General features: G+C 57.2%; 7 protein-coding genes. 6 read left to right on the forward strand and 1 reads right to left on the reverse strand.

What is annotated here, in order from left to right:
- Positions 1 to 14: 14 nt before the first annotated feature.
- The 5 genes from lpdA to acnB all read left to right on the forward strand — a co-directional run bounded on the left by lpdA (position 15) and on the right by acnB (position 11,929).
- Positions 15 to 1,445 (forward strand): dihydrolipoyl dehydrogenase, encoded by a 1,431-nt coding sequence (gene lpdA / locus AC2D8U_RS12130; protein WP_484619326.1) that lies wholly within the window; start codon positions 15 to 17, stop codon positions 1,443 to 1,445.
- A 97-nt stretch (positions 1,446 to 1,542) separates the two neighbouring features.
- Positions 1,543 to 5,964 carry an EAL domain-containing protein gene (locus tag AC2D8U_RS12135; protein WP_484619327.1) on the forward strand — a complete coding sequence of 1,474 codons (4,422 nt, stop codon included), beginning with the start codon at positions 1,543 to 1,545 and terminating at the stop codon, positions 5,962 to 5,964.
- A 517-nt stretch (positions 5,965 to 6,481) separates the two neighbouring features.
- Positions 6,482 to 7,534: a DUF4382 domain-containing protein gene (locus tag AC2D8U_RS12140; RefSeq protein WP_484619328.1), complete on the forward strand. Its 1,053-nt coding sequence runs from the start codon at positions 6,482 to 6,484 to the stop codon at positions 7,532 to 7,534.
- A 434-nt stretch (positions 7,535 to 7,968) separates the two neighbouring features.
- Positions 7,969 to 8,973 carry a DUF4382 domain-containing protein gene (locus AC2D8U_RS12145; protein WP_484619329.1) on the forward strand — a complete coding sequence of 335 codons (1,005 nt, stop codon included), beginning with the start codon at positions 7,969 to 7,971 and terminating at the stop codon, positions 8,971 to 8,973.
- 361 nt (positions 8,974 to 9,334) lie between these two features.
- A complete protein-coding gene (gene acnB / locus AC2D8U_RS12150; RefSeq protein ID WP_484619330.1) occupies positions 9,335 to 11,929 on the forward strand; it encodes a bifunctional aconitate hydratase 2/2-methylisocitrate dehydratase in 2,595 nt (864 codons plus the stop codon).
- A gap of 205 nt (positions 11,930 to 12,134) precedes the next feature.
- Here the strand turns inward: acnB and rsd are convergent, their stop codons facing one another.
- Complete coding sequence (gene rsd / locus AC2D8U_RS12155; RefSeq protein ID WP_484619331.1) at positions 12,135 to 12,617, reverse strand: sigma D regulator; 483 nt, start codon at positions 12,615 to 12,617, stop codon at positions 12,135 to 12,137.
- 392 nt (positions 12,618 to 13,009) lie between these two features.
- On the opposite strand from rsd, the gene hemE reads away from it, so the two are divergent.
- Positions 13,010 to 14,074: a uroporphyrinogen decarboxylase gene (hemE, locus tag AC2D8U_RS12160; RefSeq protein ID WP_484619332.1), complete on the forward strand. Its 1,065-nt coding sequence runs from the start codon at positions 13,010 to 13,012 to the stop codon at positions 14,072 to 14,074.
- The last annotated feature ends 230 nt before the right edge of the window (positions 14,075 to 14,304 follow it).

Genomic DNA, 14,304 nt, shown 5'->3' on the forward strand with positions numbered 1-14,304 from the left:
ATCAGAGGAATAACATGAGCAACGAGATCAAGACTCAGGTCGTCGTACTCGGCGCAGGTCCAGCAGGCTACTCCGCGGCATTCCGTGCCGCCGATCTGGGCCTGGAAACTGTCATCATTGAGCGTTACAGCACCCTCGGCGGGGTCTGTCTTAACGTGGGCTGTATCCCCTCCAAGGCCCTGTTGCACATGGCCAAGGTGATCGATGAAGCCAAGATGGTCTCCAGCCATGGGATCAGCTTCGGTGAGCCGACCATAGATCTGGATAAGATCCGCGCCTATAAAGAGGGCGTGATTGGCCAGCTGACCGGTGGCCTCGGGGGCATGGCGAAGATGCGCAAGGTCAAGGTGGTCGAAGGTAAGGGCCAGTTTGCCAGCGCCAACAGCATCGAGGTGACCGGGGCCGATGGCAAGGTCACCACGGTGCGTTTCGATAATGCCATCATTGCGGCGGGCTCTCGTCCCATTGAACTGCCCTTTATCCCCCATGAGGATCCACGGATCTGGGATTCCACCGATGCCCTGGAGCTCAAAGAGGTGCCCGAGCGCCTGTTGATCATGGGCGGTGGGATCATCGGCCTGGAGATGGGGACCGTCTATAAGGCCCTGGGCTCCGAGGTGGACGTGGTGGAGATGCTGGATCAGGTGATCCCGGCTGCCGATAAGGATGTGGTGCGCCCCTTCACCAAGCGGATGGGCAAGAAGTTCAAGTTCATGCTGCAAACCAAGGTTACCGCGGTTGAGGCGAAAGAGGACGGGATCTACGTCTCCATGGAGGGTAAGAAGGCGCCTGCCGAACCTCAGCGCTACGATGCCGTCCTGGTGGCCATCGGCCGGGTGCCTAACGGCAAGTTGCTGGCGGCGGAGAATGCGGGTGTCGAAGTGGATGAGCGTGGCTTTATTCGTACCGACAAGCAGATGCACACCAATGTGCCCCACATCTACGCCATTGGCGATATTGTTGGCCAGCCCATGCTGGCGCACAAAGGCGTACACGAAGGCCATGTGGCCGCCGAGGTGATCGCCGGTAAGAAGCACTACTTCGATCCCAAGGTGATCCCTTCGATCGCCTACACGGATCCGGAAGTTGCCTGGGTTGGTTTGACCGAGAAGGAAGCCAAGGAGCAGGGGATCGATTATGAAACGGCCACCTTCCCCTGGGCGGCCAGCGGCCGGGCCATTGCATCCGATTGCAGCGACGGCATGACCAAGTTGATCTTCGACAAGGAGAGCAACCGGGTGATCGGCGGGGCGATCGTCGGTAGCAATGGCGGTGAACTGCTGGGTGAGATCGGCCTGGCGATTGAGATGGGCTGTGACGCGGAAGATCTGGCACTGACCATTCATGCGCACCCCACCCTGCATGAGTCGGTGGGGCTGGCGGCGGAAGTGTTTGAAGGCAGCATCACGGATCTGCCCAATCCCAAGGCCAAGAAAAAGAAATAACTATCTAATACAAAATAGAAAGGCGGCCAAGGGCCGCCTTTTTTCTTGGGTGAAATTTGGCCCATTTTCGCGTAACTTGAGCCGCAGGATGAGCAGGATGGCACGGTTGGCAGTGAAGCGACTAGGATGTGCCCTGCTGATGTTGCTCTGCACTGCGGTGCAGGCCAATGTCTATCGGGCGATCGGTGCCGAGCAGGGATTAACGAATCAGACGGTATTGGCCTTGGCGGAAGATCCCGATGGCCTGCTCTGGGTGGGGACCGAGGATGGCCTCTACCGGGTGGGAGACCGGGTGATCCGGCGGATCGATCTGCAGGGGGCGCGCCGCTTGCTGCCGGATCCCGTGATCCGTGCCATCCTGCCGTTGCAAGATCAGCGTCTGCTGATCAGTACCAGTCGTCAGTTGTGGATCTACCATATCCGCGAAAATCGAGCGGAAGCCCTGGCCGAACGCTTCGATACTCTCCCCCAGGCCAGCGCGGTGCGCAATTTTCATCTGGATCGGCTCGGGCAGATCACCTTTATGACTACCGATGGTTGGATCTTCCGGACGGATCAGCAGCTAAGCGCCTTGGCGCCGGTGACCCAGTTGGCCCCGGAGCTGCGCTGGGATCAGCTCTGGGTTGAGCCGGATGGGGCGATCTGGGCCATGGGGCCCAATCATTTGTGGTTGCTGGATCCCGCCGGTCGAGTATTGCGCCGGGACTATTGGCCAGTGCAGCGGGGCCGGTTGTGGAGTCTGTCGGAAGGTGAGCCGGGTTACGCGTGGCTGGCGAGCAGTGATGGCCTCTATCGGCTGGATCTAAATCGCCGGCAACTGGACCCTGAACCCATTTTTTCTCAAACGGTTTGGGATCTGGCGATCGACGCCTCGGGAACTCGATGGTTACTGGGGCGGGGACAGGTGTGGCGCTGGGGCCCCGATGAGGCAGCTCCCCAGCCCTATGAGATCCCCTGGCAGGATGAGTTTCGTACCGAGTTGGCCGACCGCCTGTTTCTCGATTCCCGCCAGCGGCTGTGGTTGATGAGCAGTTACGAGGGGCTGCTGGGTTTTCGACCTGCTTCCAATTTTATCAAGGAGCATTACAACCGCCGTCTGTGGCCCGGTATGGGCAGTGATACGGTTTGGGCCCTGTATGGTGAGGAAACCCAGCGATTTTTGGCGACCCAAGGGGGCGTACAGTGGTTTGATATGGCGCAGGGGCTGCATCGTCAATTGCAGCTACCCGGCCTGGATAAGGATGGGGTGGCCTGGTCTCTATTGGCTCGTGAGGCGGATACCCTGTTAGTCGGCAGCTCAGATGGCCTCTATGAGATCGATCGCAGCTCCCTGGCGGTAACCCGTATCGATCCGGCCGATGATGCCGCATTGAGACAGCGAGAGGTGTTCCAGCTGGTGGAGGATGGAGAGCGGATCTGGCTGATCACTGATCTCTATGTCTATCAGTGGTGGCCAGGGCAGAAGAGGTTGGAACCGTTGCAGATCGATGGGCTCGCGGTGACGGGAGTGCGTAACCTGGTGCGGGATGATCTCGGCCGGCTGTGGCTCGGTGGCGATGGGATCTGGGGGTATTTTGATCTCTCCGGTCGCTATCGTTCGCTGTTGGAGATGCTGCCAGTCGAGCAACGGGAGCACAGCATCAGTATGATCTTGCCGCTCTCCTCTCAGCGGATATTGTTCGGCAGTTTTGGCCGAGGTGTCTGGCAATATGACACCAAATGGCGGGAGCTGACGCCCATCGGGGAGAGTTGGGGGCTGCTGTGTGACAATCCGAACTTTGCCACCCGATGGGGCAAGCGGGTATTGCTGGGTTGCGACAGTTATCTGTACCAGATCGAGCCAACACTGGATGAGATCTTGGGCCTGGATCAGTATGACGGCCTGGCAATCACCGATTTCAACGAAGGGGCGTTCTTCGCCGACCCTCAGATCGGTTTGATGGTCGGCAGCGTGCGGGGGGCGGTGTTGCTGGATCCGGCGCGTTTGTCCGTGGTGGAGCGGGGGGAACGGCCGGTCATTGAATCCATGTCGGTGCTCTACCGGGATGCCGAGCCTCAATGGGTATTGCGACCGGAATCCGAGCGGGTGGAGATCAAGCCGGACCACAGGATGATCTCAGTGCAATTTGCCAGTAATCGGTTGCTCGATCCCACCCCCAAGCCGTTCGCTTACCGACTGGATCACGAAGAGCAACTCGGTGAGAAGATCGCATTACCTCAACATGGTCAACTGGTGTTTAGTCAGCTGCCACCGGGTCAATATCGCTTGTCGCTCTATGGTGCCCGGCAGGGGTTATGGTACGCCCTGCCCAGCGAGCTGCACTTTCGTATTCATGCCCACTGGTGGCAGTGGCCCATGGTGCAGATCGGGGCCTTGGTGATCCTGGTGCTGAGCACCTTTGCCCTGTTCCAGGTATGGCACCGGCGTAAACTGGTCAGCCAGGCCGCGGTGCAGGCGCTGGATCAGAGTCAGCGAAAACTGGAGTTGGCACTCAAGGCCAGCGGGGCAGACACCTGGGTATGGGAGCGCAGCAGTAACCGGATCCGATTACAGGATCGCCAGCGCCTGTTCAGTCCAGATGGACGTTGGCTGGAGCTGGAGATCAATACGCTGAATATTCATCCGGATGACCGCCTGCAGGTGCGAAGACTGTGGAGGGAGCACCTTCTCGGACAGAGTGAACGCTATGATGCTCGCTATCGGCAGGCGGATTTTCATGGGCGCTGGCGCTGGATCTGGGCCTCTGGGCAGGCATTGCAGCGGGACAAGGCCAGCAACAAGGCGTTGTCCATGACCGGGATCTACACCGACATCACCGCCAATCGACAGATGGAGCAGGAGCACTCGATCTATGCGCAAGCCTTTGTTAATGCGGCAGAAGGTGCATTGATCCTGGATCGGCAATGGCAGATCCAGGTGTGTAACCCGGCAGCGGCTGCGATCCTGGGCATGCCACTGAATGGGCTGCAGGGCTTGGGTTTCGAACGATTCTGGGGCAAGGAGTCTGAGATCAGCCTGGTCCAGCTGCAGCAGATCACAGCACCCTGGCAAGGGGAGATCTCCCTGCGCACCGAACAGGGCAATGTTCTGTCAATCTTTCTTAATATCAGCACCATGGAACAGGATAATCAACGTCGCTGGATCCTGCTGTTTTCCGATATTTCCGCTCGCAAACAAACCGAGCTGGCCATGGTGCGGCTGGCTAACTTTGATCCCTTGACCGGTTTGCTCAACCGCACTCATTTTAATCAGCGTCTGTCTGAGGCCCTGGAGCAAAACCGTTTGTTGGGGGAAGCCGCGGCCTTGATGTTCCTGGATCTGGATCGCTTCAAGCATATTAACGATACCTATGGGCATGGCACCGGGGATGGCCTGCTGGTGGAGGCGGGCCGTCGTCTGAGCGCACAGATGAAACAAGGCGAAGTGCTGTGTCGGTTTGGTGGGGATGAGTTCCTGGTGTTGGTGCCCCAATACCGGGAGCGTGCCGAGCTTGAGTGTCTGGGAGCGAAGATCCTGGATACCATTGCCGAGCCCTTCGAGGTCGATGGCCAGGTGTTCTACCTATCGACCAGTGTTGGGATCGCCTGTTGGCCGGAGGACGCCGAACAGCCGGAGAACCTGATCAAAAATGCCGATCTGGCCATGTATCAGGCGAAGGAGGAGGGGCGCGGCCAGCTCTGTTTCTATTCGCGTCAGCGCAATGCTCAGGCGACCTATCAACTGGCGATGGATCACTCCCTGCGTCAGGCCTTGGCTAACGAAGGGTTACAGATGCACTACCAGCCTCAGTTTGATGTGGCCCAGGGAAAACCAGTGGGGGTGGAGGCCCTGCTCCGCTGCTTTGATTCTGATTCACAGCAGATGCTGACCGAGGTATTTATCGAGCTGGCCGAATCCAATGGGCTGATCATCCAGCTGGACAGGTGGGCGCTGCAGCGAGCCTGTGAGCAGTTTGCCCGCTGGGGGCTGGATGAGACCATGGTGGTGTCGGTGAACGTTTCCGCCACTCACTTCCGCGATCCCGAATTTGTCGACTTTGTCGGCTCGGTACTGCAGCGCAGCGGTCTGGCGCCGGGCCAGCTGTGCCTGGAGATCACCGAGCGGGTGTTGATGCGTCAGGTGGAGCTGGCCCGTCATCAGCTTCAGGCGCTGCGCCGACTCGGGGTGCGGGTGGCCATCGACGACTTTGGCACCGGCTACTCCAGCCTGGCCTACCTCAGTCAGTTTGCCGTGGACGAGTTGAAGATCGATCGTTCCTTTATTCAGGCGGTGGCCGAGGAGCCGACCCAGGCCGCCATCGTTCGGACCATCATCGATCTAGGTCGTAACCTGGGCATGGAGGTGCTGGCAGAAGGAGTCGAGACTCCGGAGCAGCTGGCGTTCTTGGCGCAGCAGGGGTGTGATCGGGTCCAGGGCTACCTGTTTGCCCGACCGATGGAGGGAGATGCTTGCTGCCACTGGATGCAGCAGAGCCTGGGACAGCCTATTCGGCCGCGCTCCCCGTTGGTCTGGGATTGACCTATGGGGTAGGTGTTACTGCCTCATTTCGGTGCGGGTACCATCAGTTTTCCTCTGTGTCAGTGGAGAGGCAATGGGGCACGCTGGTTATATTTTGTCCGTAAAAATCAATCGATTTGCCTTTTATCCGACACAGCCAAGGTGTGAGCCGTGTCGCAAACTGCCTCTTTCATAAGTCGCCTCCCATCGTCGTAATTCTGTGATGGTGGGCCATGTCAATACTCAGCCATTTGTTTTTTCTAAGTCTTTGGGTTTTCGCCATATCTGTCGAAAACTTGTTGGCGTTTGGCTCAGCTGTCGGCAGCGAAGTGACACAGTTCATTGTGACGAAGATCTCAATTTGCCGGGCGGCTCGATAAAAATTTCTACTTTTCATTGTCTGGGCATTGTGTCAAAAAACGGCCCCTGAGTTTTGTTCAGTACCTTGAAGGCAAGGGCAAATATCCATCGATTGGGCGCTGCTCAGGCGCTCTGGTGTGGTGAACAAAGCAAGACGCAATGCCTTTTAGGAGCAAGTATGAAGTATGTGAATTCTGTGCTGGCAGCCGGCATGCTGGTGGCGCTGACCGGTTGCGGTAGCGATGGCAGCAACAGTGCTGATCCGGTCAAGACTGGCACTTTCAGCCTTGGGGTGTCTGACGCACCGGTGGATGATGCCGAGCGTGTCGTCCTGGCGTTTAACGATGTCGTGCTTATTCCACAGGATGGTCAGAACAATGGCGAGCCTGTCCATATTGTGGTGGGTGAAGAGGGGCAACCACATCTGGTGGACCTGCTCGAATACCAGGGCAGTGCCATGGATGTCATCATCAGCGAGCGTGAGCTGGAAGTCGGTGACTACCGCATGTGCCTGTACGCCAAAGATGGCGATGGCAGCAGCAACCTCTCCTTCGTCGAAACCAAGACCGATGGCATTGTTTCCCTGAAGGTGAACAGTCAGGGTGCCTGCCATGGCTACAAGCCGGAGATGGCCGATCAGGGCCATATGTCCTTTACCAAGGGCGGCCAGTACGTGACCATCAACACCGGCCACAACGCCTTCGTTGCGGAGTTTGATCTGCGCAAGGGCCTGACCAATCCGCAAGGCAATGGCAAAGGGATGTACATCAACCCCAACGCCGTACAGCTGATCAATATTGCTGGCGCCGGGTTTATCCAGGGTGAGCTGGCGAAGGCGCAGTTTGAAGCTTGTGAGGCGGATTTGGCTTCCATCTTGGGAGCGGATAGCTTTGTTCACGCCGCCTACCTGTACGCCAACTCTCACGATCGCAGCACCATGGGTGACATTGTCGGTGAGGCGGGTTTCCCTCAGGGCAGCGAGCTGGTTGAGCCGGTGGCGGTTGCCACCATCAAGCAGGACATGAGCCGCAGCGCAGAGCCTGCCCATCGCTACGATTTTGGCTTTATTGGTGAGGGCACCTACACCATTGGCTACACCTGTGTGGCCAATGCGGATCAGCCTCAGACCCACGAAACCGATGAGCAGGGTTTTATGATCTACCAGCACTATGTTCCGGTAGAGGTGGTTGCCGAGCAGACCACGGTTCAGGATCTTGAGCCTATCCTGTAATTCGGTGTTCAAGTTTGGAGCCTAGGGTTCCCATAGCAAGCGTTAAAAACCGACCATTGAGGTCGGTTTTTTTGTTTCCCAGGATCCTGTTCACCCTTGGTGGAATTGTGTTCGGTTGACGTATTGGGTGATCACTGCAGGCCAGGGGCGACAGCTTGTGGCCACAGGTGGCAGCCAGGTCGACAAGTGGTTGTTATGAATGATTATTAAGGGATGGATTGGCCTCCACGCAACGGCCCTTTCGGAGGTGATCCGGCTTCGCATTAAAAATGAGCGCTTTAAATCTCACCAAAAACCTGTCAAAAAATCGCCCATGAATTCGCTTCAGTGAATGTTTGGACGCTTTAGTCCAGGGACAATAAAGCAAAGCAGGTGCAGGGGCCTACACTGGTACCTTGAGCCGAATATGAACAGAGCCGTTAAGGGGTAGTCGTATGCAATATTCTCGTTCTTTGTTAGCCGCCGGTGTCCTGGTGGGTTTGGTGGGGTGTGGCGGTAGCGATAGTACCGAGGAGATGGGGCGCTTTTCTCTGGGTGTCTCCGATAACCCTGCTTTAGCCACCAATGTGACCATCGGCTTTGATCGTGTGGTCCTTAAAGGGGAAAGTGAAAGCTTCGAGTTTCAGGTTGCGGAAAGTGGTGAGCTCAAGCAAGTGAATCTGCTTGAGTTTGAAGGCAGCAATGTGGAGATGCTGGTGTCCGGTCAGGATGTGCCGACGGGCGAGTACCAGATGTGCATCTATATGAAGAATGACACCCTGGGAGTCGGTGACAAATCTTTCGTGATCGATCCCAATGGCCAGAAGGGGCTAGTGTCGACTTCTCAGGGCAACTGTGGTGTCGGCGATTCCGATACTGAGGCTGCCCAGGTCAAAGAGGAGGGCAGAATCTTCCTTAATCGTAAGTTTGTCATTGCCACGGGGGACAATGATTTTGTCGCCGAATTTAACCTGGCCAAACTGCAACCGCCAAAGAACAACCCGAACCAAGACTATTGGAAGCTTAAGCCGACCGATGTGGTTCGCATTGAGAACGTCGCCGAGGTGGGCACACTGCAAGGCTCGATCAATGCTCAATTGATCAGTGATTGCACCGTCGAGGCCGGTGAGGATGCCAACAATCGAGGGGCGGTATACCTCTATCGTGCCGGAGCAACGCTGGATGGCGTTGAGAACAGCCAGAAGATGGCGGATTTCCGCGCCGGTGCGTACACAACGCTCGAAGCTTCTCCGGTAGCTGCTGCCCGGGTTGATGAAAACGGCGACTATGAGTTTGGCTTTGTCGTCGCTGACGACTACGCCCTGGGCTACACCTGTGTGGCACAGAAAGACGATCCATTGGCAGATGACTTGAACGGCGATGCGGCGACGTTTTTCCTGTTCGAAGAACAGCTGGACGTGACCGTCAGCGAAGGGGCGACGACGGTTCGCGACTTCTGAGTCTTGTCACTTGGGTGAGATAGATAAACGGACGCTTCGGCGTCCGTTTTTGTTATCGGCCTATTCGCCTTTAGTCGGCTAGTCCGGGTTGCTGATTTCAAACTGTACTCAAGATCGCTATACTGCCCGCACCCCGAAGGATGTGGTCTCAGTCACAAAACGACTGAAGCTGTCTTCCAGGGAAGAGAAGGATGTCTAAACCTTTCCGGGGCCGCGACGCAGCCATACCATGGCGCGTTGGCCTCCCGCGGGCGGGTTCTCCCACGCCACTCTTTTCTCTGTTCAGGCAGGATCACAAGCCACATCCGTTCACAGGACGTGCAGCTTGTTATGAGCCTGCCAGAAGAGAAGGAAGTGAACCGTGTTAGAAGCTTACCGCGAACACGTCGCAGAGCGTGCCGAACAGGGAATCGTTCCCAAACCCCTTGATGCACAGCAAGCCAGCGAGCTGGTTGAGCTGCTGAAAAATCCCCCTGCCGGTGAAGAAGCCACCCTGATTGACCTGTTGGAAAATCGCATCCCACCGGGGGTGGATGAAGCGGCCTACGTCAAGGCCAGCTTCCTGGCCGCCCTTACCACGGGCGAGGCCAGCTCACCGCTGATCAGCGCCGAACGAGCGACCGAGTTGCTGGGTACCATGCAGGGTGGCTACAACATCGAGCCGCTGATCGCACTGCTGTCCCATGACGCCCTGGCACCGATTGCAGCCAAGGCCCTGTCCCATACCCTGCTGATGTTTGATGCCTTCCATGATGTGGTGGAGTTGGCTAAGGCGGGGAATGCTCATGCCAAGCAGGTGCTGCAGTCCTGGGCCGATGCGCAGTGGTTTACCTCCAAGCCAAAACTGGCCGAGTCCATCACCCTGACCGTGTTCAAGGTGCCGGGGGAAACCAACACCGATGATCTGTCGCCGGCACCGGATGCCTGGTCCCGCCCGGACATCCCGCTGCACGCCTTGGCCATGTTGAAAACCGCTCGTGAAGGGATCAGCCCGGATGTGAACGGTGAAGTGGGTCCCATCAGTACCATCGATGCGCTGAAGCAGAAGGGTCACCCGCTGGTTTACGTGGGGGACGTGGTCGGTACCGGTTCTTCACGAAAGTCCGCCACCAACTCGGTGCTGTGGTTTATGGGGGATGACCTGCCTGGTGTGCCCAATAAACGCGGTGGCGGTTTCTGTTTCGGTGGCAAGATCGCCCCGATCTTCTTCAACACCATGGAAGATGCCGGTGCCCTGCCCATCGAGATGGACGTGTCCCAAATGGCCATGGGCGATGTGATCACCGTCTATCCCTATGAGGGCGTGGTGAAGAACGAAGCCGGTGAAGTGATCGCCGAATTTGAATTGAAAACCGATGTGCTGTTGGACGAAGTGCGCGCCGGTGGCCGGATCCCGTTGATCATTGGTCGCGGCCTGACCGACAAGGCCCGAGAAGCCTTAGGGTTGGCACCTTCCGAAGTGTTCCGCCGTCCTCAGGATGTGGCGGACACGGGCAAAGGCTACACCTTGGCCCAGAAGATGGTGGGCAAGGCCTGCGGTGTCGAAGGTGTCCGTCCCAACCAGTACTGTGAGCCGAAGATGACCACGGTGGGCTCCCAGGACACCACGGGCCCCATGACTCGGGATGAGCTCAAGGATCTGGCCTGTTTGGGCTTTTCGGCCGATCTGACCATGCAGTCCTTCTGTCATACCGCCGCCTATCCCAAGCCGGTGGATGTAAATACTCACGCGACCCTGCCTGACTTCATTATGAACCGGGGCGGTGTTTCCCTGCGTCCGGGCGACGGAGTGATCCACTCCTGGCTCAACCGCATGCTGTTGCCGGATACCGTGGGTACCGGCGGCGATTCCCATACTCGCTTCCCTCTGGGGATCTCCTTCCCCGCTGGTTCAGGTCTGGTGGCCTTCGCTGCCGCTACCGGTGTGATGCCACTGGATATGCCTGAGTCGGTACTGGTGCGCTTCAAAGGCGAGATGCAACCGGGGATCACCCTGCGGGATCTGGTCCATGCCATTCCTTACTACGCGATCCAGGAAGGCCTGCTGACCGTGGAGAAGCAGGGCAAGAAGAACATCTTCTCCGGTCGAGTGCTGGAGATCGAGGGATTGGAAGGCCTGACCGTCGAGCAGGCATTTGAACTGTCCGATGCGTCGGCTGAGCGCTCCGCGGCTGGCTGTACCATCAAGTTGGGTGAGGACTCCATTGCTGAGTATCTCAACTCCAACATCGTGATGCTCAAATGGATGATTGCCGAAGGTTATGGCGATCGCCGTACCATTGAGCGCCGGATCCAGGCGATGGAAGCCTGGCTGGCCAACCCTGAGCTGATGGCCGCCGATGCCGATGCCGAATACAGCGCGGTGATCGAGATCGATCTGGCTGAGATCAAGGAGCCGATCCTCTGTGCGCCGAACGATCCGGACGATGCCCGCCTGCTGTCTCAGGTTCAGGGTGAAAAGATCGATGAGGTGTTTATCGGTTCCTGCATGACCAACATTGGTCACTTCCGTGCTGCCGGGAAGCTGTTGGATAAACATAAGGGTGCCTTGCCGACCCGCCTGTGGGTGGCGCCGCCGACCAAGATGGATCAGCAGCAGTTGATCGATGAAGGCTACTACGGGATCTACGGCCGGGTCGGTGCCCGCACCGAGATGCCGGGCTGCTCCCTGTGTATGGGTAACCAGGCCCGGGTGGCAGACGGTGCCTCTGTGGTCTCCACCTCGACCCGTAACTTCCCCAATCGCTTGGGAACCGGTGCCAACGTCTACCTGGCGTCTGCAGAGCTGGCGGCGGTGGCGTCCATCACCGGGAGTTTGCCCACCGTGGAGGAGTATCTGGAGTACGCCAAGACCATCGATGCGCAGGCGGCGGACACCTATCGCTACCTGAACTTCCACAAGATGGAGCAGTACACCAAGCCCGCGGACGAGGTGATCTTTCAGCAACCGGCGTAATGGGTGAGGAAAGAGCCTAGGTTCTAGGGAAGAGCCTGGGTTCTAGGGAAGTGCCTAGGTTCTAGGGAAGCGCTCGGTAGGCTCTTACCTAGTACCTAGTACCTAGTACCTACAACCCAGTACCTCGCGCCCAGTGGTTAGAACCTGGGATAAAAAATGCCCCGCATTAGCGGGGCATTTTTTTATTCGGGCTTTATCAACCGGTTCAGCTAGCTTGGGCTTCGCTATGGTGGCTATGCAGGCTCTCCAGCAGGCGATCTTCCAGTTCGAAGCGCTCCTCCATTGCCTGACCAAGTTTGGACAGCTCCTGATCCAGCTCCATCAAGACTTCTTCATCGACACCATTGGTGAACTTGTCATTAAAGTCCAGTGCCGTATCTGTACTCATGCTGATCTTTGGTAACACGGCTTCAGCCAGCGCCTTGCTGCGAGGGCCATTTTGTTCACAGGCGGAAGCGATCTGATCATAGACTTCGAAGTGTCCGGCGGAGACATAATCCACCAGTTGGTTGCAAAACTGCTTGATGTTTTGTTCTTCGGGTAGGGTATCCGCGTTGTCGTCATAGGGAGGGATCCCTGCTAACTGACAGTATGTGATGAGTAGCTCTCGGCGGTTTGCCAGCCATTGGTCAATAAGCTTGTTGGAACCGCCCCACGCATTTACTGCATTTTCTAATCTTGTCAGCATAGCACCGTCCTCTTGCAAGCTAACTCGCCGTTTGATTCTTCCAATTTAAGTCCGTGTTTGGTGTTCGATCAACGGTTTTTTTCATTACCGGATGAAATTGGCAACATTCATGGGGTAACGCACGTTGAGTCGCAACGATCGCTACCATCAGTCAACATGGTGCACAGGTGGGCTTTGTTGAGGCCCAATAAGAAGGACTTTTTGCCGATTTGCATGCGCACGGAGGACCACTTGGGAGACGTTTTCCCTTTGTCTCCGACGACTGGGTTGATGGAACTTTGTTCGACAGGGTTAATCTGTGGACCACCTCACGCCAACTCCGTATCAATTGACTACCGCGGTGCTACAATGGCGCCACATTTGTTGCTAGTTGTGCGTTAGGGATAAACAACATGTCAGAATTGAAGAACGATCGTTATCTGCGTGCGCTGCTGCGTCAGCCAGTGGATGTCACTCCGGTATGGATGATGCGACAGGCTGGTCGCTACCTGCCTGAGTATCGTGCCACCCGGGCCCAGGCCGGGGATTTTATGAGCCTGTGCAAGAATCCGGAGTTGGCTTGCGAGGTCACCCTGCAACCCCTACGTCGTTTTCCACTGGATGCGGCGATCCTCTTTTCCGATATTCTGACCATCCCCGATGCGATGGGACTGGGGCTCTATTTTGAGACCGGTGAAGGTCCACGTTTCCAGACCTTGGCGGACAACAAGGCTGCTATTGAAGCCTTGCCCATCCCGGATCCGGAGCAGGAACTGGGCTATGTGATGGATGCTGTGCGCACCATCCGCCGCGAGCTTAAGGGCGAGGTGCCGCTGATTGGTTTCTCCGGCAGCCCCTGGACCCTGGCCACCTACATGGTGGAGGGAGGCAGTTCCAAAGATTTCGCCAAGATAAAGAAGATGGCTTTTGCTGAGCCGACGACTCTGCACCTGTTGCTGGATAAGCTGGCCGACTCTGTGATCCTCTACCTGAACGCCCAGATCAAGGCTGGTGCCCAGGCGGTGCAGATCTTCGATACTTGGGGGGGGGCCCTGTCCGGCCCGGCTTATCGTGAGTTCTCTCTGCGTTACATGCACAAGATCGTCGAAAATCTGATCCGCGATCACGATGGCCAAAAAGTCCCCGTGGTGCTGTTCACCAAGGGCGGTGGCCAGTGGCTTGAAGATATCGCGGCTACCGGTTGTGATGCGGTGGGGCTGGACTGGACCGTCGATGTCCGTGACGCCCGTGCCCGTGTTGGTGACAAGGTGGCGCTGCAGGGCAATATGGATCCCTCCATGCTGTATGCCCCGGTCCCGCGGATTGAAGAGGAAGTGAGCCGGATCCTGGGTGAATTTGGCCATGGTGAAGGCCATGTCTTCAACCTGGGTCACGGCATCCACCAGTATGCCGATCCCGAGCATGCCGGTGCCTTTATCGAGGCGGTTCACAAGCTGTCGAAGCCGTATCACCAGTAAGCTGAGCTGTTAGCTGTTAGCTGTTAGCTGTTAGCTGTTAGCTGTTAGCCGCGCGCGACGTTATGTCGCGCGCGGTTTTTTGTTTTTGAGTGCTGGATGGCGAGATAGGGAATAGGGAAAAGCCTAGGTACTAGGGAAAAGCTTAGGTGCTAGGAATAAAGCCTAGGTACTAGGGAAGAGCCTGGGTACTAGGGAAGAGCCTGGGTGCTAGGAATAAAGCCTAGGTGCTA

Source organism: Ferrimonas sp. YIN67 (assembly GCF_057219095.1).